This is a genomic window from Haloprofundus salinisoli, from assembly GCF_020097815.1.
GTDB classification, from domain to species: domain Archaea; phylum Halobacteriota; class Halobacteria; order Halobacteriales; family Haloferacaceae; genus Haloprofundus; species Haloprofundus salinisoli.
In genome coordinates this window covers 1,980,710-2,002,838 of the sequence record NZ_CP083663.1, presented here as the reverse complement: position 1 = coordinate 2,002,838, position 22,129 = coordinate 1,980,710, and the positions used below count along the sequence as shown (strand labels likewise).

Here is a 22,129-nt window from a genome sequence, read left to right as displayed (position 1 = left end):
TATTTCTAACAAACATCACGTCACCTAAACAGTTAGCCACATCACTAATACTCGAAAAGCGACTACTCAGTAGTGGTGAGTGACGCTCCCCATGGCAATCGCTCGCCGGTAGGCACCTCAAAAGGTGGTGTGTCAGACCTGAGAGGAACGCAGTGGTGTGTCAGAACCTACGTCTTCTCTTGGGGGAGCTACGAAACTCCCTATGAGTAGAGAGCCTGTTCTTTTGGTATAAATCTGCCCGAATGTCTTCCTATTTGCTACTTTTGTGAGTATGCTCATTCGCCGTTGTTGAGGTTCTCTTGGTCGACCGAGCGCGATGTCCGTTCGTTGCGACGTAATTCCTGACACACGCGCAGCGCCGACCGGCGGAGGTCCCCAAATCGGAGATAAGGGTGTTGAGCGCTTTGACTTCGATATCACGACGATGCTCGACGAACTCCCGGATGGCACCACGCTCCTCGTCGTGCTCCTCTCACCACTCCTTCGCATCCGACTAACAACACTTCATAACTAGATGACAGAGTTTATTAACCGGTGAGTGAGGATTACTAAACAGAGCATGAGCCTTCACAGTCGCAGAGAGATTCTGGGGACGAGCGCCGGACTCCTGACCGCGGCGCTTGCAGGGTGCACGGACACGAACGGGAGCGGGGAGTCCGGCGGGGCGAGCGGAAGCGGCGAACCGACGGCGCAGGCGTCGTTTTTCGTGCTTTCGGATTTCGCGTCGAACGTCGCCGGCGACGCGGCCACCGTCGAGAGCCTCGTTCCGTTCGGACAGCACGGTCACGGCTGGGAGCCCGGGCCGGACCTCCAGCGGACGGTGCTGGAGTCGGACGCGTTCGTCTACATGGGTGAGGGGTTCCAACCGTGGGCGGACGACGTCGTCACGAACCTCGAAGACGCAGACAGCGACGTGGCGGTCATCGAGGCACGTCACGGGGTCGATCTGCTCGGTGCCCCGGGTGACGGTGATGGCCACGACCACGAGGAAGAGCACCACAACGAGACGAGCGACGACCACGAAGAGGAACGTCGCAACGAGTCCGAGGCCGGTGACGACCGCGGACACGACCACAGCGATGCAGACCCGCATTTCTGGCTCGACCCCACGCGCGCGGCGACCGCGGTCGAGACCATCCGAGACGGCTTCGCGGAGTTCGACTCGACGAACGCGGACGCCTACGCCGAGAACGCCGACGCCTACCACGAGACGCTCGAAGAACTCGACGCGACGTTCGAAGAGGAACTGTCGGGACGCCAGCGCGAGGACGTCCTCGTCGCGGGCCACAACGCACTCCAGTATTTCGGAGACCGTTACGACGTCCACGTCCACGCGCTGACCGGCCTCTCACCCGACGACCAACCGTCGGCACAGGACATCAGACGCGCACAGGAACTCGTCGACGAGCACGGCATCGCGCACGTTCTCGCGCCGGTGTTCGAGTCCGACCGCGCCGCTCGCCAACTGGTCGAAGAGACCGACGCCGACGGTGTGCTCCCCATCACAGCGATTCCGGGCGTGACCGAGGAGTGGAACAAGAACGGATGGGGGTACGTCGACGTGATGCGAGAGGTGAACCTCGACAGCCTCAAGACCGCACTCGGCGCGGAATGAGTTCCGGTCGATGCGACCGTTCCGTCAGACGCTTCAACCACGACGCCGTCGGAACGAACGGAGAGACGGGTGAACGCAGAGATGACCGCCACCGAGGAGACGGACGAAAAGAGCGTATGACCGCGATCGAGCTATCGAACGTCACGTTCGGGTACACCGACACGCCGGTCGTCGAAGACGTCTCGCTCAGCGTCGAGGACGGCGAGTTTCTCGGCCTCGTCGGGCCCAACGGTTCGGGAAAGAGCACGCTTCTACGACTGATGCTCGGCCTCACCCGACCCGACGCCGGGAGCGTCGAACTGTTCGGCGAACCCGCGCGGACGTTCGACGCCGGCGAGCGCATCGGCTACGTCGCCCAGGACGTTGCCAACGCTGCGACGGAGATGCCGATCACCGTCCGCGAAGTCGTCGAGATGGGTCGCTACCCCCGCGTCGGCTTCGGCCGACTCGGCGCGGAAGACCGCCGCATCGTCGCCGACGCGCTCGACACCGTCGGCGTCGCCGACCTCGCCGACCGCCGTCTCGCGCATCTCTCGGGCGGGCAGCGCCAACGCGTGTTCATCGCGCGGGCGCTCGCGGGCGAGGCGGACCTCCTCGCGCTGGACGAACCCGCCGTCGGCGTCGACGCCGACTCCAGAGAGGCGTTCTACGACCTTCTCCGCGGCCTCAACGAGGGCGGACTGACGGTCGTGCTCATCGAACACGACATCGGCGTCGTCACCGAGCACGCAACGACGGTCGCCTGTCTGAACCGCAGGCTGTTCTTCCACGGCGAGCCCTCGGGCTTCGCTGAGAGCGACGCCCTCTCGCGGGCGTACGGTGCGAACCAGCGGATGCTGGAGCACGACCACCACCACGACCACACCCACGATAGCACCCACTCGCACCCATGACCAACTCGACGCTGTTTCCGGCCGCGAGTTTGCTCCTCTTGGACCTCGTCAACCAACTGGTGCGACTCATCGGCGGCGGGATGTGCGCGGCCACGCGACCACTCGGAATCGAGATTCTCTGCTATCAGTTCATGCAACAGGCGTTCGTCGCCGGCCTCTGCGTCGGCGTCGTCGCGCCGCTCATCGGCAGTTTTCTCGTCCACCGCGAGATGGCGTTCATCGGCGACACGCTGGCGCACACCGCCTTCGCGGGGGTCGCAATCGGGCTGTTCCTCGGGTCGGCGTTCGAAATCGCCGTCTCGCCGTACGTGACGGCGCTCGTCGCCGCCGTCCTCTCGGCGCTCGTCATCGAACTTATCGCCGACTACACCGACGCCTACGGCGACGTCTCGATGGCGATCGTCCTCTCGGGCGGCTTCGCGCTCGGGACGGTTATCATCAGCCTCACCGACGGCGGCATCGCCGTCGGCATCAGTCAGTACCTCTTCGGCAGCCTCTCGACGGTGACCCTGGAGAACACCTCGGTGCTGCTGTTGCTCAGCGCGCTCGTCGTCGGCGTCGTCGGCCTGACGTACAAACAGCTCCTCTTCGTCACGTTCGACGAGACGGCCGCGCGCGTCGCCCGGGTGAACGTCCCGCTGTACAACCGCCTGATGGTGATGCTGACGGCGCTTGTCGTCGTCGCCGCCATGCAGATCATGGGCGTCATCCTCGTCGCGGCGATGCTCGTTGTCCCCGTCGCCGCCGCGGCGCAGGTCGCCCGTAGCTTCCGCGAGTCGGTGCTCGTCGCCGTCGTCGTGGGCGAACTGGCCGTCCTCTTTGGCCTCACCGCCTCCTACCAGTACGGCGTCGCCGCCGGCGGGGCCATCGTCCTCGTCGCCATCACCCTCTACGCCGTCGCCATCGCCGCCGACCGAGTCGCCCCCCGGCGTTCGGAGACGGCGACCGAGGCCGCCGCCGACGGCGGGAGCGTCAGAGATTCAGAGGGCCGGCCGTAACCTCGCTGTGGCCGCTTTTCCACCAACCGGCTCTTCGCTACGACCGGATCCGACGACGCATCGGCTATCGCACTAGCGCTTTGGTTCGAGAACAGTTCCGGACCGGAGCGCCGCTAGCTCACTCGCCGTCGGCCAGCGGGCCGAACTCGTCGACGGGCATCACCGAGTAGTCGACAGAGAGCGTGTCTCTGGTCGCGCGGACCTTGCCGACGAACGTCGAGATCTCTTCGAGCGTCCCTTCGAGGACGAACAGTTCCATGCAGTAGTGCGCGCCGACGTGGCTGTGGAAGTTCGAGGCGACGAGGCTTTCGTGTTCGTGGCGCAGGTGCATCATCCGCTCTTCGACGCTCGTCGTCTCGTAGTCGAAGACGACGGTGACGACGCCCATGAGTTCGCGGTCTTCCAGGCGAGTGTCTTCGAACTCGCCGAGGAGGTTTCGAGAGGCGTCGCGGACGACTTCGCTGCGACCGGTGTAGCCGTGGTCTTCCGCGAACGCGTCGATGCGTGCCAACAGTTCCTCCGGCATGGAGACGCTGACGACGGTCATGTATTAACTGAATGCCCTTCGACTATTAACGGTTATTATCCATCGACCGTCCACCGCCGCTCGGGCCGCCGATGAGAGTGCGAGGGAACTGATTCTCACTCGCGTCCACCCGAGTCACGCCCGGAAGATGACCGCACGACTGCAAGCGGCGAACACCGGCGACGAACCGATGTGCTCCGCACCAAGGAGAAGGCGAGGCACGGCATCGGCAGCCCACGTCGATGCACGTCACCGAGCAGGCCGAACAGTGGGGCTTCCTCTGTGAATCGCTGGGACTGGACGCCGACGACCTCCGGCGACGCAGCGCCCGCTGCCGGCGTAGTTCTCCCGTCGGATTCGAACTGTCGCCGCGGCAAGCGTTTAGCCCCCCGCTCCCGTATCCCGTAGTATGACCGACGCGAACGTCATCGAGGAGGAACTCCGGGGCAACGGTATCAACGTCGAGGAGGTGGACGTCGGCGACGGGTCCGACGGCGTCGACCTGACGTACATGACGGCGTTTCCCGCCGCGCACGTCAACCACCGCGAAGTCGGCCAGGCGCTGACCGCCTTCATCGACCTCGCGCGGGAGGGCGAGTGGAAGCCCGAACCGGTCCGCGCGACGTCGGTTCGCATCGACGACGACGTCCAGGGTCGCTGGCGGGCCGAAGCCGAGTGGTTCGAGGACTACCTCTCGTACGGCCTCTCCGACGAGGACTTCTCCGAACTCGTCCTCGATACGCTCGAAGAGGAGCCGTCGATGTTCGCCGGAGGCGACCGATGAGCCGAGAGGAGAGCGCGTGGCGACACCGCGAGGGCGTCGACGCGACGACCGGCGAGCAGCGTCGTCCCTCCCGCTACGAGTTCTCGACAGTCAGCGTCCGGTTCGACAGCGACGGCGAGCGCTGCGTCGGGACGCTGTACCGTCCGGACCGCCCGAAGAACCCGCCGCTGGTTCTGATGTCGGCCGGCCTCGGTTCCGACCGCGAGTTCGGCCTCCCCGCCTACGCCGAGCGGTTCGCCGAGCGAGGCTACGCCGTCTTCCTCTTCGACCACCGCCACTTCGGCGACAGCGACGGCAAGCCGCGAAATCTGATCAGTCCCGCGAAACAGATCGCCGACTGGCGGGCGGCCATCGAACGGGCCGACGAGTTAGACGGCGTCGATTCGGACCGACTCGTCCTCTGGGGGTCGTCGTTCGCGGGCGGCCACGTCCTGGAGATCGCCGCGGGCGAACCGCACGTCGCGGCGGTCATCTCGCAGGTCCCGGTCGTCGACGGGCGGTCGACGACGCTCGGCAAGGGGCTGAAGTTCGTCGCCAAGGCGCTGCCGCTGGCGCTCGCCGACAAACTCCTCTCGTTCGTCGGACGTTCGAAGACGATTCCTATCGTCGGCACGCCCGAGGAGTTTGCCGTCATCAACGAACCGGGCGCGAAGACGGGCTTTTTCGACCTCGTGCCGTCGAGTTCGGGGTGGAAGAACGAGACGCCCGCGCGAGCGTTCCTCTCGATTTCGGGCTACCGCCCCGGGACGAAAACCGACGAGGTCCACTGCCCGACGCTCGTTGTCGCGGGCGAACACGACGAAATCGCCTCGCTCTCGGACGTCGAGAGCGCCGCATCGAAGCTCCCGAACGGGACGTTCCTCCGGCTTCCGGTGGGGCACTTCGACGTCTACGGCGGGGAGACGTTCGAGGAGTCGCTGGCCCACCAGTTCGCCTTTCTCGACCGCGTCGTCGGCGACTCGGCGGGCGACTGACGACCGGCAGCGAACTCGGCGCATCGCTCGCGTCGCAAGCTTCCCCCGCGACGTAACCCTCTTTTCGGTCTCCCGCGTCTCTCCGCTATGACTGTCTCCCGTACCGTGGAACTGGAGGGCCACATCATCGACTCGGGGATGATGGGCCGCTGTTTCGGCATCGTGATGGACCTCGGCGGTTCGTTCGAGGTAGAGGAGTTCGAGGTCGGCCGCCACAAAGACGCCACCACCTACTGTCGGATGCGCGTCTCCGCCGACACCGAAGGCGACCTGCAGACCATCGTCCACGAACTCCACCAGAGCGGTGCGAACCCCGCCGACCCGCGCCCGGTGTCAGTCGAACCCGCACCCGCAGACCGGGTCGTCCCCGCCGGTTTCTACTCGACGACCAACCACCCGACCGAGGTGTTCTACCGCGACGAGTGGACTCCCGTCGACGACATCGAGATGGACTGCGCGGTCGTGATAGAGGAGGGCGAAGACGGCGAACTCAGCGCGCGGACGAAGGTGCTGAACGCGATTCGGAAGGACGACCTCGTCGTCGTCGGCGAGTCGGGTATCAGAGTCAACCCGCCGGAACGACCCCGCGACGCTTCTGGCCCGTTCGGCTTCATGCAGGGCGGCGTCTCCTCGGAGCGCCCCTCGGAGTCGCTCATCCGCGAAGTCGCCGAGGCGCTCGTCGAGACGAAGCGCGAGGGCGGTAACGTCCTCGTCGTCGCCGGCCCGGCACTCATCCACTCCGGCGCGGGCGACGCGCTGGCGGACCTCGTCCGCGAGGGGTTCGTCGACGGTCTCTCGGCGGGCAACGGCTTCGCCACCCACGACATCGAACGCGGCCTCTACGGCACCTCCCTCGGCATGGACATAGAGACGATGGAACACCCGCGGAAGGGGCACAAACACCACATCTACACCATCAGCGAGGTCATCCGCGCGGGCGGTATCCGCGAAGCCGTCGACGCCGGACTCATCGAGGAGGGCGTGATGTACGAGTGCGTCCGAAACAACGTCGACTTCGTGCTCGCGGGCTCCATCCGCGACGACGGCCCGCTGCCCGACACCATCACCGACGCCGTCGAGGCGCAGAACGCCATCCGCGAGCAGGCCCACGAGGCCGACCTCGTGTTGATGCTGTCGACGCTGCTTCACTCCGTCGCCGTCGGCAACTGCCTCCCGTCGACGACGAAAACCGTCTGCGTCGACATCAACCCCGCGACGGTCACCCAACTGTTGGACCGCGGGTCGTCGCAGGCCATCGGCATGGTGACCGACATCGGAACGTTCGTGCCGACGCTCGCGGAGAAAGTGTTCGAGGTGGAGTGAAGGGCCCCCGGGCGTCGAAGTTATATTATCAAAAAAAGTCAGATGACAACGAGATAATACTCGGAGATGCTACTGTTCATCATCTTCGGCTGGCCGCGACGGAGCAAAGAGTACGGCGAGACGTACCCCGGACACTGTAGCCACTGCGACAACGACCAGTACTACGAACTGAGGAAGTCCAGACGCTGGCTCACGCTGTACTTCCTGCCGCTCTTGCCGCTCGAGCGAGCGACGCGGGGACTGTTCTGCAGCATCTGCGGTACCGGCTTCGAACTCGACCGCACACAGTTCAAAGCCGCCAAATCGCTCTCGAAGTCGACGACGGCGTTCGCCGAGGGGGACCTGTCGGAGCGGGAGTACGGGCGCGAGTTGGAGACGTTCGAGGCGACGCTCGATATCTCGGGGACGACTAACACCGAGCGAAGCGACGACGTCTGACCGGCGGATTCGCAACCGCCCTTCCGAGGACTCCTCACCCGCTCTGCGACGATGTCGCCGTCCGCGCGGCGGTCGCCCCCTTCGTGCGTATTTTCCTGACAGTGACTACACAAAACATTTAACGCCGACACGTGACCGCCGTGATATGAACCGTGAAACGACGTTCGCCGCCGCGGCCACCGTCGTGGCCGTGGTGTCGCTCGTCGCCGCCGCGGTGGTCCCCGGTGCCCTCGCCGACCCGACCGACGACGGGCCGCTCCGTCCCGGTCCCGTCCAGGTCGAGGAGGTCCCTATCGCCCCCGGCGCTGCGACGGGCGAGACGGCCACGCTGGCCGTCGAAGCCAGGCTCGAACACCGAGGTAACCCCACCGACAACGTCACCGTGCTGTTCCGCGCTATCGACAGCGAGTCGAATCTCGTCGAGACGAGTCACACCGCCGACGTGGGGACGCTCACGGGCGACCGCGAGACGCCCGTCCGCGCCAACCTCACCGTCGCCCGCGAGGGCGGCTACGAGATAGAGACCATCGTCTTCCGCGACGGCGAACGCGTCGACCGTGCGACTCGGCGCGTCAGCGGCCTCGAAGCGCTCACGCCCGCCTACGCCGACTCGAACGTCGGGTTCGCCGAATCGACGGCGTTACAGCCCGTCTCCGTTTCGGTCGGCTCCGCCGACGGCGACCGGGTCAGTCTCGATCTCTCGGCGGCGCTGACGAACGGCGGCGACGCGCCGACGAGCGACCTCGAAGCGACGTTCGTCGTCCGACAGGCCGAGTCGAACGTCGTCGCCGACCGGGTCACCGTCCCCGTCGGCGAGATTCGCGCCGGGCGAACCTCGACCGTCGACGCCTCCGTGACGGTGCCCGGCGAGTACAACTACTACGTCGACGCCATCCTCTGGCGCGACGACGTCCACGTCGACTCCGCCCGGAGCGTGGCGAACCTCGACCCGACCGAGCGCATTAGCGCGAACGTCACCGAGCGGGAAGTCGAGTTCGAGGTGGAGGACTTCGAGTCCGGAGGCGCGGAAACGACCGCTGCCACCGAAGACGGCGGCGCGTACAGGGGGACTCAGTCCGACACGCCCGGATTCGGCGTCGTCGTCGCCGTCGTCGCCCTGCTCGCGGCGGCGCTTCTCGCCCGGAGGCGGTCCGAATGAGAGACGACCAATCGACTCCCACAGAGATGACCACGAACGATAACTCTACGACGCGAACCGATGGAGGAACGACGAACAGCAACGCCAATCCGAGCAACGACCGCGACCGCTCGGGCCGCGACGTGCGAACACTCTTGAACTACGCCGCGCTGGCGGTGCTGGTGCTGTTCGCGCTGGTGACGGCGGTCCAACTGTACACAGCCGTCGGCGGCGCCATCGACCGCTGGGTCGCTCCCGACTACCGAATACTCTTCCGTGCAGCGTTCAACCTCGTCGTCCTCCTGCTCTGCGTCGGCGGCATCTCGCTGCAACTGCGGCGGTTGGACTGAGCACCGAGCAGGTCGACTCCGACGCCGCCCCGGTTACGTCGCCCACACGAGACGGTTCAGAAGGCCTATAAGTGGGCCGCCGACCCCACCACCATGGACCCGACGATGGGTGCGATGGACCCGAAGACGAAGCGACAGCACGAGTGCGCTATCGCCGTCCCTCGGAGCGAGAGAGACGCCGCGGTCGAACTGATTCGAGACGATATCCTCGCGGAACTCACCGAAGAGTGCCCCGAGTGCGGGCACTACGCGACGCTCTCGACGTACGAACCGGCGTTCTTCGAGGGGCGCGACCCGGAGAAGATCTCGGTCGCGTTCACCTGCCCCTCCTGCGAGTGGCCCATCGGCCTCAACCTCTGAGTCGGCTCAGAGCGCCACCCAGGCCGCGAAGACGACGAGGCCGCCGAGACTCGTGCTCGCGACGGCGTGCAGTCGGAGTCGGTCGAGCAGCGCGTGGGCGTCGCCCTCGACGCTGAGCGCCTCGTGAATCTCGCTGCCGAGTTCGCAGCGGGGCAGGAAATCCATCGCCACGTGGAGGAAGACGCCCGCAGCGAACCCGAAGACGACTCCCCGAACCGCGGCCGTCGCCGGGAGGACGACGACGCTCGACAGAATCGCGGCGAGGCCGACGCCCGCCGCAGGCAACAGCAGCACCGACCACTCCCGACCGGCGCGGCGCAGTCGCGTCGCGGCGGCGTACCCCGCCGGTCCCTTGTGCGAGACGATGGCGAGACCGAGCGTCAGACCCACTTCCATGTTCCCGTAGACGATACCGATGATAGCGCCCGCGGAGAGCGCGTGCGCCGACAGTTCCGTCACCGTACGGTCCAGCGGCAGGTCGAGGTGGGCGAGGCGGTGGCCGATAGTGTGCGAGCCGAAGCCGACGAGCAGGCCGAGCGCGACGCCGAAGCCGCCGTACTGTGGGACGTCGCCGCTGACGCCGATGGCCTGCGGGAGCAGGAACACCGCGGCGCTGGTTATCATCGCGCCGCTGGCGAGGCCGTACCCCCAGACGAGGGCGTCCGCGCGCTCGTCGGTTCCCCGCGCTCCGAGCCACCCCGCGGCGGCCATCGCCAGAAACGCCACCCAAGAGATGACGAGGAGGTCTCTCGCCCCGCGCTGGAGCGCCACGGCCGAGAGGAGGACCAGCAGCGCGAACGAACTGATGCCGAGCACCGAGCGTCGTTTCACGTTGTGAACTGAGCTTCTCGGATTAATATGACCGTCGGTTCTCGGACGGGGCCTCGTTTCGCGGCCGTTTCTCCCTTCGACCGAGCGTCATTCGACCGCGTTATCCGACGACGCCGGGGTCCGAACCGGCATCTCCCACGCGAGAATCGCAAGCGACCCGGCGAAGAGGACGCCGCCGGCGACGCCGAGCGTCAGAAGCGGCGAGGCTGCGTCCGAGAGCGCGCCACCACCGAGTTGGAACGGGACGACAGTGAGGCCGCTCACCATCGCCATCGCGCTCAGAACCGTCGCTCGGCCCAGCGATTCGATGCGGTCGTTGACGTACTGTCCGGCGAGCGTCCGCGTCGTCTCGCCGACGCTGCGGGCGAACAGTAACACCGGAATCGCTAGGAGAGGGACGACGTACATCGCCGCGAGCGACGCGCCGAGGGCGAGCGGAATCACGACGAACCAGCGACGGAGGCCGACGCGTTCGACAATCCATCCGGCGTTGTAGCTGAGTCCGGCGGCGACGAGACTGATAGCCGCGTAGAACCACCCCAACAGCGGTTCTATCTGCCTCTCGGAGACGCCGTACTGGGGAATGACCGCCTCGAACACCGGTTGTAAGAAGATGAACACGAGGTAGGAGACCGCCGAAAAGAGCACGAAGTAGTAGAGCACGAACGATCGAATCTCTCGCTTCGAGGCGGTCTTCCGAACGATTCCGAGCGTTTCGCCGAAGCCGAGGCGGTCGGCGCGCGTCCGCTCGTACGTCTCGGACTCGTCGACGGCGAGGAGGACGAAGAGACCGAGACTCGTCACCCCCGCGGCGACGAAGAACGGGTACGAGAGGTCGACACCGCCGAGGTAGCCGCCTATGATGGACGCACCGACGCCGACCAGGAGCGCGACGGACTCGCCGCGGCCGCGGACGCGAGCGAACTCGTCCCCGGACCGCTCGTCGGTGAGCGCGTCGTAGAGCCACGCGTCCTCGCTGCCCGACCGGAAGTTGTAGCCCATCGACCAGCAGACGTACAGAATCGCGAGGGCCGCGAACGACCCGGCGAAGCCGATAGCGACGAGCGTCCCCGAGATGAGGCCCGTCCCGACGAGGAGGCTGTTTCGTCGGCCGATTCGGTCGCCGACGTACCCCGTCGGAACCTCGCCGAACACGGTCGTCAGGTTGTACAGCGATTCGAGAATCGCTATCTGCGCGAACGAGAGCCCCTGTGAGAGAAAGTAGAGGTACATGACGGGGCGGTAGAACTCGACGGCTTTCGTCGCCTTGTACGCGTAGTACGCGAGTATCTGCGGCGACGAACGAGCGTCGAGTTCGGGAGACATCTGTTTCTCGATTACCGTCGCCGCCCACTTTATTTTCGCTATGACGGATTCCGAAAGTCGTAATACGCCGTCCGCTGCCGAGCGTCTCTCCGCGACCGGAGGCGGTCCGTTGCCTTCTTCCTCACCGCGTCGCGTTCTTCCAGGTCCGGTGGTCGAGAATCTCCCCGTCGAGGTCGTCGGCATCGGCTTCGGTCGCCGCCCAGACGAACATCGGCGCGATGTCGTCGGCGTCGCGGCCCTCCCCGCCGGTGAGCTCGGTGGCGACGGGACCCGGGTCGACGACGCCGACGGTCTGCGAGAGGTCGGCGGAGAACCCCCGCGCCAGCGCCTCGTCGGCGGCTTTCGAGACGGCGTACACGCCCATGCCGGCTCTCGCCTCGCGGGCGACCGACTCCGACGGAATGAGGACTCGCGCGTCGTCGGCCATGTGCGGGACGGCCTCCTTTACCGCGGCGAACACCCCGCGGACGTTCGTCCGCATCGTATCGTCGAAGCGGGCGTACGACTCCTCGGCGGTCGGCATCTCACCGGGCGTCCCGTGGTTGACGGCCGCGCAGGCGACGAGCACGTCTATCGGCCGCGACTGGCGTGCGGCCAGTTCCATCAGTCGCTCCATGTCGAACTCGTCGCGTACGTCGGCGCGTTCGGTACGTATCGTGCCGCCGGCCTCCGCGAGTTCGTCGGCGAGGTCGTCCAGCGCCTCCTCGTCGCGGGCGCAGGCGACGACGTGCGCAGCCTCGGCGGCGAACGCGGCCGCGACGCTCCGCCCGATTCCTCGACTCGCCCCGGTGACAACCACGGTCATCTCGTCCATACTCTCGGTTAGGCTGAGTTCGACCTAAAGATGCGTCTCCCGGGCCGGCCGGAAGCGTACAGACTTTTGTCGATGCGTATCTCGGTGCCGGTATGACACACGGTTCCGATGTCGTGACGTTCGACGCGGACGCCGCGCTCGAAGCGGTGCGAGAGGCCGTCGACGGGCCACTCTACTCGTTCGCCGTCTACACGCCGGAGGCGCACGAACTCCTCCACGTCGACGACGCCACGCGCACGTTCTACCGCGATCGCGAGCAGATGCTCGCTCACTTCGACGAGATTCACAACTACGCCGGCATCGACTTCGCGGAGATGGAGCTCTTGACCGAGGAGCTGTTCCCTATCGCCGACCGCGTGAGCTACGTCACGACGGCGATGGACTACCTCAAACTCCTCCGCATCTACTTCGAGCGGGAGGGAGTCTTTCTCGCGCTCGCTCCCGACGAACCGGTGACCGAACTCGTCGAAGCCGTCGCAGACGTCGCCGCCGAGACCCCGGATTCGGGAGACTCGAACCCGTAGCTCACTGGTCGCGAACACCGGGAGACACCGCCGACCCCGTGCGTCGGCGAGGCAGTCAGTCGTTTTATGCTCTGAACGCCCCTAGTTGGTGTCGTGACCTTTCCAGCGAACGGCGACGGCACCGGAGATGTCGACGCCGACACCCCCGCCGCGGACGCCGGTCGGCGCTTCGGGTCCGGCCTCGACGGCGACCGCGACTGCGTCCGCGAGGAGCTCTCGACGCTCGCTGGACAGTCCGTCGTCGTCGTCGGCAGCGGCTTCGGCGGCCTCTCGACTGCTTGCTACCTCGCCGACGCCGGGGCCGACGTCACCGTATTAGAGAAGAACGAGCAACTCGGCGGCCGCGCCAGTCGCTTGGAGGAGGACGGCTTCCGATTCGACATGGGTCCGTCGTGGTACCTGATGCCCGACGTGTTCGAGGACTTCTTCGGCTACTTCGGGAAGCGACCGACGGAGTACTACGACCTCGAACGCCTCGACCCGCACTACCGCATCTTCTTCAAAGACGGCGACCGCGTGGACCTCGTCCCCGACGTGGAGACGAACAAACTGCTGTTCGACTCCTACGAGGAGGGCGCGGGCGAGACGCTCGAACGCTATCTCGAAAAGTCTGAGCGCAACTACCGCATCGGAATGGAGCAGTTCGTCTACAAGGACCGCCCGCGTCTGCGCGACTACATCGACACCGACGTGCTCCGGCACGCGTGGGGGCTCTCGCTCGTCGGGTCGATGCAGGGCCACGTCGAGAACTACTTCGAGAACCCGAAGCTCCAGCAGATCATGCAGTACACGCTGGTGTTTCTCGGCGGTGCGCCGTCGACAACCCCGGCGCTGTACAACCTGATGAGCCACGTCGACTTCGAACTCGGCGTCTACTACCCCGACGGGGGCATCGGCGCGGTCGTCGACGCGATGGTCGACCTCGCGGAGGAACTCGGCGTCACCTTCCACACCGGCGACGCGGTCGCCGAGATTCGCGGCCGCGAAGGCGGGTTCGCCGTCAGAACCGAATCCGGCGAACAGTACCTCTCGGACCTCGTCGTCTCCGACGCCGACTACGCCCACACCGAGCAGGAGCTCCTGCCGCCCGAGAAGCGTCAGTACGACGCCGACTACTGGGATTCGCGGACGTACGCACCGTCGGCGTACCTGCTCTACCTCGGCGTCGAGGGCGACGTCGAGGAGCTGGCTCACCACACGCTCGTGCTCCCGACCGACTGGGAACCGCACTTCGACACCATTTTCGAAGGGCTCTCGTGGCCCGACGACCCGGCGTACTACCTCTGTGTCCCCTCGAAGACCGACGACTCCGTCGCTCCCGAGGGTCACAGCAACCTGTTCGTCCTCGTTCCCATCGCCGCCGGTCTGGACGACGCCCCCGAGATTCGAGAGCGTTTCCGCGAACAGATCCTCGACGACATCACCGAGAACACCGGCGTCGACCTGCGCGACCGCATCGTCTTCGAGAAGTCGTTCTGCGTCAGCGACTTCGCGGAGCGGTACAACAGTCAACGGGGGACGGCGCTCGGGATGGCGCACACGCTCCGCCAGACCGCGCTCCTGCGGCCGCCGCACCGCTCGAAGAAGGTGCCGGGACTGTACTTCACCGGGTCGTACACGACGCCCGGTATCGGCGTCCCGATGTGTCTCATCAGCGGCCGTCTCACCGCCGAGTCGATGGCGAAACACTCCGGTCGTGTGGACGGGCGGGCATCGAAAGCCGCCGAGGACGAGATCGTCCGCTCCGACGGCGAAGCGAGCGAGGTGACCGACTCGGCGTACGCTACTGACGCCGGTGACCCCGGCGACCAGCGCGCGGAGTCGGACGACGCCCCGGCAGAACGAGAGTCGCCGACTCGTTCGACCGACTGATGGGTCGCCTCGGCCACCTGCTGAAGCTCTCTCGCCCCCGCTTCTGGTTCTACCTCGCGGGACCCGTCGTCGTCGGCGTCGCCTTCGCGGCGGAGTCGATTCCGGAACTCTTCGCCCCCCTCGCGCTGGTATTGTTCGGCTACTTTCTCGTTCCGGGGAACGTGTTCCTCTACGGCGTCAACGACGCGTTCGACGCCGACATCGACGCCGAGAACCCGAAGAAGGACGACAAGGAGGTCAGATTCGGCGGCGACCCCGTCGTCGTGGCCGTCGTCGCCGCCTCCGGGCTGCTGGGACTGGCGCTCTTGGCGGTGACGCCGCGGATCGCGTGGGTCTGGCTGGCGGCGCACTTCTTCCTCGCCGTCGAGTACAGCGCCCCGCCGCTTCGGTTCAAGACGACGCCCCTCTTGGACTCGCTATCGAACGGACTGTACATTCTCCCGGGCGTCGCCGCCAACGCCGCCGTCGCGGGCGAGCACCCGCCCCTCCTGGCTGTGCTCGGCGGCTGGCTCTGGACGATGGGGATGCACACGTTCTCGGCGATTCCCGACATCGAGCACGACCGCGAGGCGGACATTCGGACCACGGCCACAGTACTGGGCGAGACGCGGACCTACGCCTACTGCGCGGGCTGTTGGCTCGCGGCGGCGCTCGCGTTCGGTCTCGTCGACCTCCGAATCGGCCTGTTGCTGCTCGCGTATCCGGTCGCCGTCTTCGCCATCTACCGCTCGAACGTCGACGTCTCGCGGGCGTACTGGTGGTATCCTGCGCTGAACACGGGCGTCGGGATGGCGCTCACGGTGGGCGCGCTCTGGAGGTTGGTGTATGGCTGATTCGATATCGGCAGTCTCGGAGTCGCTACCCTCGAACCGCACGGAGGTGGAGACGCGACTCGATCGACTCGTCCGCGAGAACCGCTTTACCATCTCGGTCGTCTTCCCGCTGGTCGGCGGGCTGGTGCTCGTCGCCAGTCGCCTCGAACTGCTTCCCGAGCCGCTGGCGTTCAACGCGTTTCTCATCCTCCTCGGGACGTTCGTGATGCGCTCGCCGCTCATCGTCGGGACGCTCCCGCTGTTCGACCGCCGGGCGGTCGCGGGCGTCTCGGCGCTCGCGCTGTACGCCTACGCCATCGAGTACACCGGCGTCGAGACGGGGTGGCCCTACGGCGAGTTCTACTACGGCGTCGACCTCGGGCCGTCCGTCGAGGGGGTTCCGCTGGGGCTTCCCATCTTCTTTCTCCCGCTGGTGATGAACTCGTATCTGCTCTGTCTGCTACTGCTCGGCGACCGCGCGAACAACCCGGCGGTCCGTCTCTTCGCGGTTATCCTGACCGTGCTGGCGATGGACGTGGTGTTGGACCCCGGAGCCGTCGCGCTCGGCTTCTGGGTGTATCCAGACGTCCCGCTCGGCGGCGGCTTCTACGGCGTCCCACCGTCGAACTACGCGGGGTGGGTCGTCAGCGCTACCGTCGCCGTCGTCACGCTCGATTGGGCGTTCGACCGCCGAGCGCTCCTGGCGCGACTGTCGCGCTGCGAGTTCATGCTCGACGATCTGGTGAGCTTTGTCATCCTCTGGGGGAGCGTCAACGTCGTTTTCGGCAACTACGTCCCCGCGCTGGTCGCGGCGCTGTTCGGCCTCGGCCTGCTTCGGACGCAGCAGTTCGACGCGGGACTGCTCAGACCGTCGTGGCTCCGGTGAGTTCGAGACAGTAAGAGCGCGGTCGGCTCAGCGCGCCGGAAGCCCGTCGTGGCGTCCCGCACCCGCCGCCGGCGACCCTCGTTTCGACACCGAACTGACGCACCAGAACACCGTCTCGGGGTCTTTCGTCCACATCCAACGATAGCGGGTGCGGGCGAACAGGCTCAGTTTTCGGAGTCGGCTCAGCTCCGGCGTCGCGGAGAGCACGTCGTAGTTTCGATCGCGGATGAGTCGGTGGTGGTCGGCGTACAGCACCGCCGCCAACAGCACCGAGAACTGGCAGTCCTCGGGGAGGTACTTGATGCCGGCGACGCCCTCGCGGTAGAGCGCCTCCGTTCGGAGGAGTTCCGACTCCATCGCGGTGGTGAACCCCTCCGAGAGTTCGTGACGGCGAATCTGCCCCTCCGTGACGTCGTGTTCGCGCAGCGTCGTCTGCGGGAGGTAGATGCGGTCCCGCTCGTCGATATCCTCGCGCACGTCGCGCAGGAAGTTCGACATCTGGAACGCTTCACCGAGTTTGGTCGCGTGCGGGAGCGCTCGTTCCCGCTCTTCGGGGTTCATCACGGCGGTCATCATTCGGCCGACGGCCGCCGCCGATCCGTCTATGTACGCCGCCAGTTCGGCGTACGTCTCGTAGCGACTCTTCGTGATGTCGGTCAGCATGGCGTCTACGAACGCGTCCACGTCCGCCTCTTCGATGCCGTGCCGTTCGCGCATCTTCGAGAACGCCGACAGCACGGGGTTGCCGGTCTCGGTCTCGCCGAGTGCCGCGGCGCGTAGCCGTTCGAGTTCGACCCGCTGTTCTTCCGGCGTCGCGTCGCCGGCGTCGTCGACGACCTCGTCGGCCAGTCGAAAGAAGGCGTAGAGGACGTACGTCGGGTGACGGACCCGCCGGGGGAGGAGCCGCGTCGCGAAGTGAAACGTCTTCCCGGTCCGCTGTTGTATCTCCTTGCTCCGAGCGACTTGCTCGTCTCTCACCATGAGGACGCACCCTGCGGTCGCCCTCTCCATCGTCTACTCGGGTCACAACAGCGCATGAGCTACGCATTCTTAGGGAGAGCAGGCCCATAATCGTTAGTAACAATACACGTTACAGAACGGACGACGGTCCGTCACTCGCGGGTGAGGACCGCCGGCCCCGACGTTACCAGAACGTGTCGCTGCAGTCGTAGACGACGCCGTGGGTCGGACAGACGTACTTGCAGTGGCGGTGCTGCATCGACGCGCCGCAGAACGGACACGGTCGTCCGCGCGGTGTCTCCTCCGCCTCCGACTGCTCCGTCGTCTCGGTCACGTGGATACGTCGGGGTGCCAGCCGTTTGACTGTTGCTCTCGGCGGTGAGCCGAAGCGGCGCGTCCGCTCGCGACGTAAAACAAAGAGAGATACCGCGCGTCCGAGACGACTTTACTCGTCGTCTTCGGCGTCTTCGTCTTCTTCGGCCGCTTCGGCCTCTTCGAGGAGGTGTTCGCCGTACTCGGAGAGTTCGGCGCTGCCGCCGTTCTCTTCGAGGTCCTCGACGGCCGTCGACGTGAACGCGTCGGCGACGACGTGCAGTTCGTTGCGGACCTGCCCGCCGCCGAGCACTTTCACGACGTCGGTGTCGCTTCGCGCGTCGACGACCTCGCGGGCGTCGAGGCGGTAGCCGTCACCCTCCTCCTCGGCGAGGCCGTCCGCGGCGTAGAGCGCGGCGTCCTCGTCGAGTTTCTGCAGACGCACCTCGACGACGTCGAGTTGCGCGTCTTCCGGGCGGGTGAAGCCGTGTTTGCCGAGCGGTTCGTAGTTGTGGAACTCGTGTTTCGCGCGTCCCGCGCGGCCGCGGCCGCCGCGGTGACCGGCACCGCGCCGGTTCTTGTGCGTGCCGCCGCCGTGGGTTCGGGACCCGCGCTGTCGACGTTTCTTGGATGTCATTATCGCATCGCCTCCAGCAGTTCGTCGATGTTCTCGGACTCGTGCTTGCCGAGCTGACCGCCCTCGCTGGTCGGGTGCTTGAGCCCCCTGTGCCCGCCGCGCGGCGGGTGGAGTCGCAGTGACGGGGAGAGACCCTGCTCGCGCAGCGTCGTCTCCTCGTTCACGAGCGCCTCCGCGAGCGCGCCGACGTCGTCGTAGTCGGTGTTCTCGGCGAGGTAGTCGTCGTCGACGTCGGCGTCGCCTTCGAGCGGCTCCGCGCGCTTGCGCAGGAGCGTCTCGACGACCTCCGCGCTCGGTTCGCCGTGAGCGACGTACTCGTTGACTTTCGTCACCATGCCGCGGTAGGTGTCCGTCTCGGGGACGAACGCGCAGTGGTTGACGCCGTGGATGTTGAGCATCTTCAGCGTGTCGTGCACCGCACCGCTCATGTTGACGTCACCGCGGAGTTGAACGACCGCGCGCATCACTCGCTCACCTCTTGCTGGACTTCACGAGCGTGTCGCGGCGTCCGCGACTGCGAGGCGTTCTTCAGCGCGTTGTACGTCGCTTTCGCGAGGTTGACCGTCGTCCGGGTGTTGCCGTCGGACTTCGTCCACGCGTCCTGGATACCGGCGAGTTCGAGGATGCTGCGGACGGTGGGTGCGGCCGCGAGGCCGAGACCCATCGGCGCGGGGATGACCTCGACGGTCACCGACCCGGCCTTCCCTTCGGCTTTCCGGGTCAGAGAGTGGGTCCCGCCCGCGCGGTCCTCCCACGAACCGGAGCCTCGGTCGACTTTGATGATGTTCAGCTTTGCGACGTCGATGGCCTTCTGAATCGCCGAGCCGACCTGGTCGTCGCGGGCCTCGGCGTAGCCGAGGAACCCGTCGCGGTTGCCGACGGCGACGACACACCGGAACTTCACCCGGCGGCCGGAGTCGGTCATCCGCTGGACCATGTTGATGTCGAGCACGTCGTCGTCCAGTCCGGGGAGGAGCTGGTCGACGATCTCGGGCTCTTTCAGCGGCAGGCCCGTGTCGAGCGCCTGCTCCATCGACGTGACGTCGTCGTTCTGGACCATGCGGCCGAGGCGCGTTCGCGGCTCCCAGCCGTTGTTGTTTCTGCTCATTCGTCGTCCTGTAGTTGTTCGAGCACGTCGTCGAAGTGCTCGGGTAGTTTCGTGGCGTCGAACTCCCCGCCGTACAGCGGCTCGTCGAGCTGTTCCGCGTACTCGGCGATGTGCTCGCCGCGGTTACGCGACCAGTCGGCCAGCACGCTCTCGTTGTGCGGGATGTCGAGGCCAGCGTCTATCGCTCCTTCCTGAACGGCGAACACCTTGTTGCCGGGCGTCGCCGTGTTCAGGCCGATGTCGAGGACGGCCTCTTCGAGGCCCGCCTCGACCGCTCGCTTGCCCGCGAGGTAGCCCGTCAAGTACGCGCTCGGGAGGTTGCCCGTGGGGGCTTCCCAGCCGTACTCGGCGAGATCCTCGGAGGAAGCGGCGGCGTGTGTGTTGTCACCGTCGGGTCCGGGGGTTACCAGCTGCGCCCTGACGTGCTTGTTGCTGACGCGGGCTACGAGCCGCGGCTTGCCGGATTTCAACAGGCGCAACCGCTGATGGTAGTCTGTCCGGACCTCTCGACGGCGTCGCATCGGTACCTTGTATCGTGGTCCTGTCGCCATCTATTGGTCCTCCAGTTCGATATCGTAGTTGTTCCGTGCGTACGCTTCGAGGCGGTCGACGCTGACGAACTCGCCACCGCTTGCCTTGTTGTACAGCTCGCGGTACTGGGTTCGGTTCAGCGGACCGTCGTCGCGCAGTTCCTTGAGTCGGGCTCGCTGGGCGCGAATCCGGCTCATCCACTCGTCTTTCGAGTCGCGTCGCGCGCCGGCTTTCCCTTTGCGGGTGCCGGGGCCGCTGCGGTGGCCGTAGTCGCGTTTAGCCTGCCGCTCGCGGGCGCGGCCGCGCGAGTTGGACTTGGCGTCCTTCGCGCGGATGGTGCCACTGTCGACGAGGTCACGGATGTCCTCGCGCGTGATGGCTTCGGCGATCTCGCTCTGTTCGTCAGGGTCGAACCAGACGCGGCTCTTTCCGACGTCGAGGACGTCGGCGGCCATGCGTCGTTGTGCGCTCAGGTTCGTCATTGGTCGACCTCCACTTCGACGTAGGTCGGGTTGAGGACGCGAATCTCGCGGTCCTCACAGACGTCCTCGATGCGCTCGCGCTTGCGAGCGCCGACTTTGCTGGCGATGCGGACGGCCTGCGTGTCGCCGTCGACGCCTTCGAGGTCGTCTACGTTGTGAACGTGCACTTCCTCGAAGCCGCTCGGGTGCAGACCGCGGGCGGCCTTCGGCGTGCGGTAACCCGATTCGACCATCGGGCCCTTGCCCTTGATGCCGCGTCGCTGCTTGGAGAGTCCGCCGCGCGGCTTGCGCCACGACTCGGGGACTCGTTTCTTCGCGTGGTACTTCTGGCGGCGGAACGCGGGCATGCCCTCGCGGTGCTTCTGCCCGAGTGCGCGCGCCGTCTCGTCGTCGAGGTTGGGCGTCTTGTCGACGTGGCCGCGGGGACGGAGCTCCGTCTCGACGTCCTCGTCTGCTTCCTCGGCTTCGGGCTCGCGCTCGTCTTCGACTTCGGCCTCGGTCTCCTCGGAGACTTCGAGTCCGCCGACGTCCGCTTTGATGCGGGCCGCCAGCGCGTTGCCGATGCCTTCGACGTCGGCGAGTTCCGACTGGCTCGCCGCCTTCACGTCCTCGACGGACTCGTAGCCGGCTTCCTGCAGCGCGTCTGCCTTGCTCGGTCCGACGCCGCTGATCTCTTCGAGCGTCTCTGGTTCGTCGTCGGCCATTTATGCACCACCTGCCTGCGGCTTCTCGGTGATGTAGACGCCGTCTTGGAACACGCGAGTGTCCTTGTCGGTGACGCGCGTCAGCTGTTCGATGGACGCGGCGGTCTGCCCGACGGCTTCCTTGTCGGAGCCGGTCAGGATGACCTCCTCGCCGTCGATCTGTACCTCTGTGTCGCCGCGAATCTGCGCGCGGCGCGGTGCCTTCTCACCGAGGAAGTTCTCGATGACCACTTCGTCACCCTCGACGCTGACCTGCATCGGGAAGTGAGCGTAGTAGACCTCCATCCGGTACTCCCAACCGTCGGTGACGCCGTAGAGCATGTTTCGGATGTGGCTCTCGAACGTTCCGATGGTCGCGTTGGTCTTCGCGTTCTCGGTGTCGCTTTCGACGACCACGCGGTCGTCGTCGACACTGACGGAGACGTCCGGATACCAGAGCCGTCGCGTGACGGACCCGTTCGGTCCCTCGACGGTGAGGTCGAGGTGGTCTACCTCGGCGGAGGCGTCGTCTGGAATTTCGATTTCGACTCGACTCATATTAGTAGACGTATGCGATTACTTGTCCACCGATGCCCTGTTCGCGGGCCTCGTAGTGGCTCATGACGCCGTGGCTCGTCGTGACGATGAGCGCCCCGTAGTCACGGGCGGGGAGGAATCGCTTCTCCCATTTCTCGAATTCGCCGGCACCCGCCGAGTAGCGGGGCTTGACTGCGCCACAGTGGTTGATAGCGCCTTTCAGTTCGACCTCGAACCGACCGGCTCTGCCGTCGTCGACGAAATCGAAGCCGTCGATGTACCCGCGGTCGTAGAAGACCTCGAGGACCGAGCCGATGATGTTCGAGGCGGGTTGTACCTCGTGGGACAGATGCCCGACGCTCTCGGCGTTGTCCACGCCGGAGAGCGCGCTGCTGAGTGGGTCGTTGTCAGCCAT

27 protein-coding genes and 1 pseudogene are annotated in these 22,129 nt (G+C 66.1%); 14 read left to right on the top strand and 14 right to left on the bottom strand.

Annotated features, from left to right (window positions below):
• The first annotated feature begins 559 nt into the window (after positions 1-559).
• The 3 genes from LAQ73_RS10700 to LAQ73_RS10690 all read left to right on the top strand — a co-directional run bounded on the left by LAQ73_RS10700 (position 560) and on the right by LAQ73_RS10690 (position 3,506).
• Positions 560-1,615 (top strand): metal ABC transporter substrate-binding protein, encoded by a 1,056-nt coding sequence (locus LAQ73_RS10700; RefSeq protein ID WP_224268276.1) that lies wholly within the window; start codon positions 560-562, stop codon positions 1,613-1,615.
• A gap of 116 nt (positions 1,616-1,731) precedes the next feature.
• Positions 1,732-2,508 (top strand): metal ABC transporter ATP-binding protein, encoded by a 777-nt coding sequence (locus LAQ73_RS10695; RefSeq protein WP_224268275.1) that lies wholly within the window; start codon positions 1,732-1,734, stop codon positions 2,506-2,508.
• A gap of 80 nt (positions 2,509-2,588) precedes the next feature.
• Positions 2,589-3,506: a metal ABC transporter permease gene (locus LAQ73_RS10690; protein WP_224270748.1), complete on the top strand. Its 918-nt coding sequence runs from the start codon at positions 2,589-2,591 to the stop codon at positions 3,504-3,506.
• Between the two features lie 118 nt (positions 3,507-3,624).
• Here the strand turns inward: LAQ73_RS10690 and nikR are convergent, their stop codons facing one another.
• Positions 3,625-4,053: a nickel-responsive transcriptional regulator NikR gene (nikR, locus tag LAQ73_RS10685; protein WP_224268274.1), complete on the bottom strand. Its 429-nt coding sequence runs from the start codon at positions 4,051-4,053 to the stop codon at positions 3,625-3,627.
• A 388-nt stretch (positions 4,054-4,441) separates the two neighbouring features.
• Here nikR and LAQ73_RS10680 point away from each other — a divergent pair, with 388 nt between their 5' ends.
• From LAQ73_RS10680 to LAQ73_RS10650, 7 genes are all read left to right on the top strand, one after another.
• Positions 4,442-4,816, top strand: a complete 375-nt coding sequence (locus LAQ73_RS10680; RefSeq protein WP_224268273.1) for a DUF8159 domain-containing protein — start codon at positions 4,442-4,444, stop codon at positions 4,814-4,816.
• On the top strand, positions 4,813-5,790 hold the full coding sequence (locus LAQ73_RS10675; protein WP_224268272.1) for an alpha/beta hydrolase: 978 nt from the start codon (positions 4,813-4,815) through the stop codon (positions 5,788-5,790). Before LAQ73_RS10680 ends, LAQ73_RS10675 begins: the two co-directional genes overlap by 4 nt.
• An 87-nt stretch (positions 5,791-5,877) precedes the next feature.
• Positions 5,878-7,113 (top strand): ornithine cyclodeaminase, nickel-pincer nucleotide-dependent, encoded by a 1,236-nt coding sequence (locus LAQ73_RS10670; RefSeq protein ID WP_224268271.1) that lies wholly within the window; start codon positions 5,878-5,880, stop codon positions 7,111-7,113.
• A gap of 66 nt (positions 7,114-7,179) precedes the next feature.
• Entirely contained in the window at positions 7,180-7,551 is a 372-nt protein-coding gene (locus LAQ73_RS10665; protein WP_224268270.1) for a zinc-ribbon domain-containing protein, read from the top strand.
• A gap of 145 nt (positions 7,552-7,696) precedes the next feature.
• Positions 7,697-8,710, top strand: a complete 1,014-nt coding sequence (locus tag LAQ73_RS10660; RefSeq protein WP_224268269.1) for a DUF7490 domain-containing protein — start codon at positions 7,697-7,699, stop codon at positions 8,708-8,710.
• Positions 8,707-9,039 (top strand): DUF8060 family membrane protein, encoded by a 333-nt coding sequence (locus LAQ73_RS10655; RefSeq protein ID WP_486606346.1) that lies wholly within the window; start codon positions 8,707-8,709, stop codon positions 9,037-9,039. Before LAQ73_RS10660 ends, LAQ73_RS10655 begins: the two co-directional genes overlap by 4 nt.
• A gap of 93 nt (positions 9,040-9,132) precedes the next feature.
• Positions 9,133-9,399 carry a hypothetical protein gene (locus tag LAQ73_RS10650; protein WP_224268267.1) on the top strand — a complete coding sequence of 89 codons (267 nt, stop codon included), beginning with the start codon at positions 9,133-9,135 and terminating at the stop codon, positions 9,397-9,399.
• A gap of 6 nt (positions 9,400-9,405) precedes the next feature.
• Here the strand turns inward: LAQ73_RS10650 and LAQ73_RS10645 are convergent, their stop codons facing one another.
• The 3 genes from LAQ73_RS10645 to LAQ73_RS10635 all read right to left on the bottom strand — a co-directional run bounded on the left by LAQ73_RS10645 (position 9,406) and on the right by LAQ73_RS10635 (position 12,370).
• Positions 9,406-10,230, bottom strand: coding sequence for a ZIP family metal transporter (locus LAQ73_RS10645; protein WP_224268266.1), 825 nt, complete (start codon positions 10,228-10,230; stop codon positions 9,406-9,408).
• Between the two features lie 87 nt (positions 10,231-10,317).
• The gene (locus tag LAQ73_RS10640; RefSeq protein ID WP_345778381.1) at positions 10,318-11,556 is read right to left on the bottom strand and encodes an MFS transporter; all 1,239 of its coding nucleotides are present in this window, start codon (positions 11,554-11,556) and stop codon (positions 10,318-10,320) included.
• Positions 11,557-11,677: 121 nt separating this feature from the next.
• Positions 11,678-12,370 carry an SDR family NAD(P)-dependent oxidoreductase gene (locus tag LAQ73_RS10635; protein WP_224268265.1) on the bottom strand — a complete coding sequence of 231 codons (693 nt, stop codon included), beginning with the start codon at positions 12,368-12,370 and terminating at the stop codon, positions 11,678-11,680.
• A gap of 92 nt (positions 12,371-12,462) precedes the next feature.
• Between LAQ73_RS10635 and LAQ73_RS10630 the strand changes: the two genes are divergently transcribed.
• The 4 genes and pseudogenes from LAQ73_RS10630 to cruF all read left to right on the top strand — a co-directional run bounded on the left by LAQ73_RS10630 (position 12,463) and on the right by cruF (position 16,464).
• Positions 12,463-12,894, top strand: a complete 432-nt coding sequence (locus LAQ73_RS10630) for a hypothetical protein (protein ID WP_224268264.1) — start codon at positions 12,463-12,465, stop codon at positions 12,892-12,894.
• A 93-nt stretch (positions 12,895-12,987) separates the two neighbouring features.
• Positions 12,988-14,580, top strand: a pseudogene (locus tag LAQ73_RS10625) (phytoene desaturase family protein); the annotation flags it as partial.
• Between the two features lie 185 nt (positions 14,581-14,765).
• Positions 14,766-15,599 (top strand): prenyltransferase, encoded by an 834-nt coding sequence (locus tag LAQ73_RS10620; RefSeq protein ID WP_224268263.1) that lies wholly within the window; start codon positions 14,766-14,768, stop codon positions 15,597-15,599.
• Positions 15,592-16,464 (top strand): bisanhydrobacterioruberin hydratase, encoded by an 873-nt coding sequence (cruF, locus tag LAQ73_RS10615; RefSeq protein ID WP_224268262.1) that lies wholly within the window; start codon positions 15,592-15,594, stop codon positions 16,462-16,464. The genes LAQ73_RS10620 and cruF overlap by 8 nt, the downstream gene beginning before the upstream one ends.
• A 27-nt stretch (positions 16,465-16,491) precedes the next feature.
• On the opposite strand, the gene LAQ73_RS10610 is transcribed toward cruF, so the two are convergent.
• The 10 genes from LAQ73_RS10610 to LAQ73_RS10565 all read right to left on the bottom strand — a co-directional run bounded on the left by LAQ73_RS10610 (position 16,492) and on the right by LAQ73_RS10565 (position 22,129).
• Complete coding sequence (locus tag LAQ73_RS10610) at positions 16,492-17,445, bottom strand: phytoene/squalene synthase family protein (RefSeq protein WP_224270746.1); 954 nt, start codon at positions 17,443-17,445, stop codon at positions 16,492-16,494.
• A 163-nt stretch (positions 17,446-17,608) separates the two neighbouring features.
• Complete coding sequence (locus tag LAQ73_RS10605; RefSeq protein WP_224268261.1) at positions 17,609-17,758, bottom strand: HVO_2523 family zinc finger protein; 150 nt, start codon at positions 17,756-17,758, stop codon at positions 17,609-17,611.
• 111 nt (positions 17,759-17,869) lie between these two features.
• Entirely contained in the window at positions 17,870-18,373 is a 504-nt protein-coding gene (locus LAQ73_RS10600; RefSeq protein ID WP_224268260.1) for an uL15m family ribosomal protein, read from the bottom strand.
• Entirely contained in the window at positions 18,373-18,837 is a 465-nt protein-coding gene (locus LAQ73_RS10595) for a 50S ribosomal protein L30 (protein ID WP_224268259.1), read from the bottom strand. Before LAQ73_RS10595 ends, LAQ73_RS10600 begins: the two co-directional genes overlap by 1 nt.
• Positions 18,837-19,481, bottom strand: coding sequence for a 30S ribosomal protein S5 (locus LAQ73_RS10590; protein ID WP_224268258.1), 645 nt, complete (start codon positions 19,479-19,481; stop codon positions 18,837-18,839). The genes LAQ73_RS10595 and LAQ73_RS10590 overlap by 1 nt, the downstream gene beginning before the upstream one ends.
• The gene (locus LAQ73_RS10585; RefSeq protein ID WP_224268257.1) at positions 19,478-20,032 is read right to left on the bottom strand and encodes a 50S ribosomal protein L18; all 555 of its coding nucleotides are present in this window, start codon (positions 20,030-20,032) and stop codon (positions 19,478-19,480) included. The genes LAQ73_RS10590 and LAQ73_RS10585 overlap by 4 nt, the downstream gene beginning before the upstream one ends.
• A complete protein-coding gene (locus LAQ73_RS10580) occupies positions 20,033-20,494 on the bottom strand; it encodes a 50S ribosomal protein L19e (RefSeq protein WP_224268256.1) in 462 nt (153 codons plus the stop codon). It abuts the gene before it with no gap.
• Complete coding sequence (locus tag LAQ73_RS10575) at positions 20,491-21,198, bottom strand: 50S ribosomal protein L32e (protein ID WP_224268255.1); 708 nt, start codon at positions 21,196-21,198, stop codon at positions 20,491-20,493. The genes LAQ73_RS10580 and LAQ73_RS10575 overlap by 4 nt, the downstream gene beginning before the upstream one ends.
• Entirely contained in the window at positions 21,199-21,735 is a 537-nt protein-coding gene (locus LAQ73_RS10570; RefSeq protein ID WP_224268254.1) for a 50S ribosomal protein L6, read from the bottom strand. It abuts the gene before it with no gap.
• Position 21,736: 1 nt separating this feature from the next.
• On the bottom strand, positions 21,737-22,129 hold the full coding sequence (locus LAQ73_RS10565; RefSeq protein WP_224268253.1) for a 30S ribosomal protein S8: 393 nt from the start codon (positions 22,127-22,129) through the stop codon (positions 21,737-21,739).

Coding starts and splice junctions, on each gene's coding strand:
- LAQ73_RS10665 (WP_224268270.1), top strand. CDS start 7,180: ATGCTACTGTTCATCATCTTCGGCTGGCCGCGACGGAGCAAAGAGTAC.
- LAQ73_RS10670 (WP_224268271.1), top strand. CDS start 5,878: ATGACTGTCTCCCGTACCGTGGAACTGGAGGGCCACATCATCGACTCG.
- LAQ73_RS10635 (WP_224268265.1), bottom strand. CDS start 12,370: ATGGACGAGATGACCGTGGTTGTCACCGGGGCGAGTCGAGGAATCGGG.
- LAQ73_RS10590 (WP_224268258.1), bottom strand. CDS start 19,481: ATGAGCAGAAACAACAACGGCTGGGAGCCGCGAACGCGCCTCGGCCGC.
- LAQ73_RS10640 (WP_345778381.1), bottom strand. CDS start 11,556: ATGTCTCCCGAACTCGACGCTCGTTCGTCGCCGCAGATACTCGCGTAC.
- LAQ73_RS10595 (WP_224268259.1), bottom strand. CDS start 18,837: ATGCGCGCGGTCGTTCAACTCCGCGGTGACGTCAACATGAGCGGTGCG.
- LAQ73_RS10610 (WP_224270746.1), bottom strand. CDS start 17,445: ATGGTGAGAGACGAGCAAGTCGCTCGGAGCAAGGAGATACAACAGCGG.
- LAQ73_RS10690 (WP_224270748.1), top strand. CDS start 2,589: ATGTGCGCGGCCACGCGACCACTCGGAATCGAGATTCTCTGCTATCAG.
- LAQ73_RS10565 (WP_224268253.1), bottom strand. CDS start 22,129: ATGGCTGACAACGACCCACTCAGCAGCGCGCTCTCCGGCGTGGACAAC.
- LAQ73_RS10600 (WP_224268260.1), bottom strand. CDS start 18,373: ATGACATCCAAGAAACGTCGACAGCGCGGGTCCCGAACCCACGGCGGC.
- LAQ73_RS10630 (WP_224268264.1), top strand. CDS start 12,463: ATGACACACGGTTCCGATGTCGTGACGTTCGACGCGGACGCCGCGCTC.
- LAQ73_RS10680 (WP_224268273.1), top strand. CDS start 4,442: ATGACCGACGCGAACGTCATCGAGGAGGAACTCCGGGGCAACGGTATC.
- LAQ73_RS10695 (WP_224268275.1), top strand. CDS start 1,732: ATGACCGCGATCGAGCTATCGAACGTCACGTTCGGGTACACCGACACG.
- LAQ73_RS10675 (WP_224268272.1), top strand. CDS start 4,813: ATGAGCCGAGAGGAGAGCGCGTGGCGACACCGCGAGGGCGTCGACGCG.
- nikR (WP_224268274.1), bottom strand. CDS start 4,053: ATGACCGTCGTCAGCGTCTCCATGCCGGAGGAACTGTTGGCACGCATC.
- LAQ73_RS10570 (WP_224268254.1), bottom strand. CDS start 21,735: ATGAGTCGAGTCGAAATCGAAATTCCAGACGACGCCTCCGCCGAGGTA.
- LAQ73_RS10575 (WP_224268255.1), bottom strand. CDS start 21,198: ATGGCCGACGACGAACCAGAGACGCTCGAAGAGATCAGCGGCGTCGGA.
- LAQ73_RS10585 (WP_224268257.1), bottom strand. CDS start 20,032: ATGGCGACAGGACCACGATACAAGGTACCGATGCGACGCCGTCGAGAG.
- LAQ73_RS10650 (WP_224268267.1), top strand. CDS start 9,133: ATGGACCCGACGATGGGTGCGATGGACCCGAAGACGAAGCGACAGCAC.
- LAQ73_RS10580 (WP_224268256.1), bottom strand. CDS start 20,494: ATGACGAACCTGAGCGCACAACGACGCATGGCCGCCGACGTCCTCGAC.
- LAQ73_RS10660 (WP_224268269.1), top strand. CDS start 7,697: ATGAACCGTGAAACGACGTTCGCCGCCGCGGCCACCGTCGTGGCCGTG.
- cruF (WP_224268262.1), top strand. CDS start 15,592: ATGGCTGATTCGATATCGGCAGTCTCGGAGTCGCTACCCTCGAACCGC.
- LAQ73_RS10655 (WP_486606346.1), top strand. CDS start 8,707: ATGAGAGACGACCAATCGACTCCCACAGAGATGACCACGAACGATAAC.
- LAQ73_RS10620 (WP_224268263.1), top strand. CDS start 14,766: ATGGGTCGCCTCGGCCACCTGCTGAAGCTCTCTCGCCCCCGCTTCTGG.
- LAQ73_RS10700 (WP_224268276.1), top strand. CDS start 560: ATGAGCCTTCACAGTCGCAGAGAGATTCTGGGGACGAGCGCCGGACTC.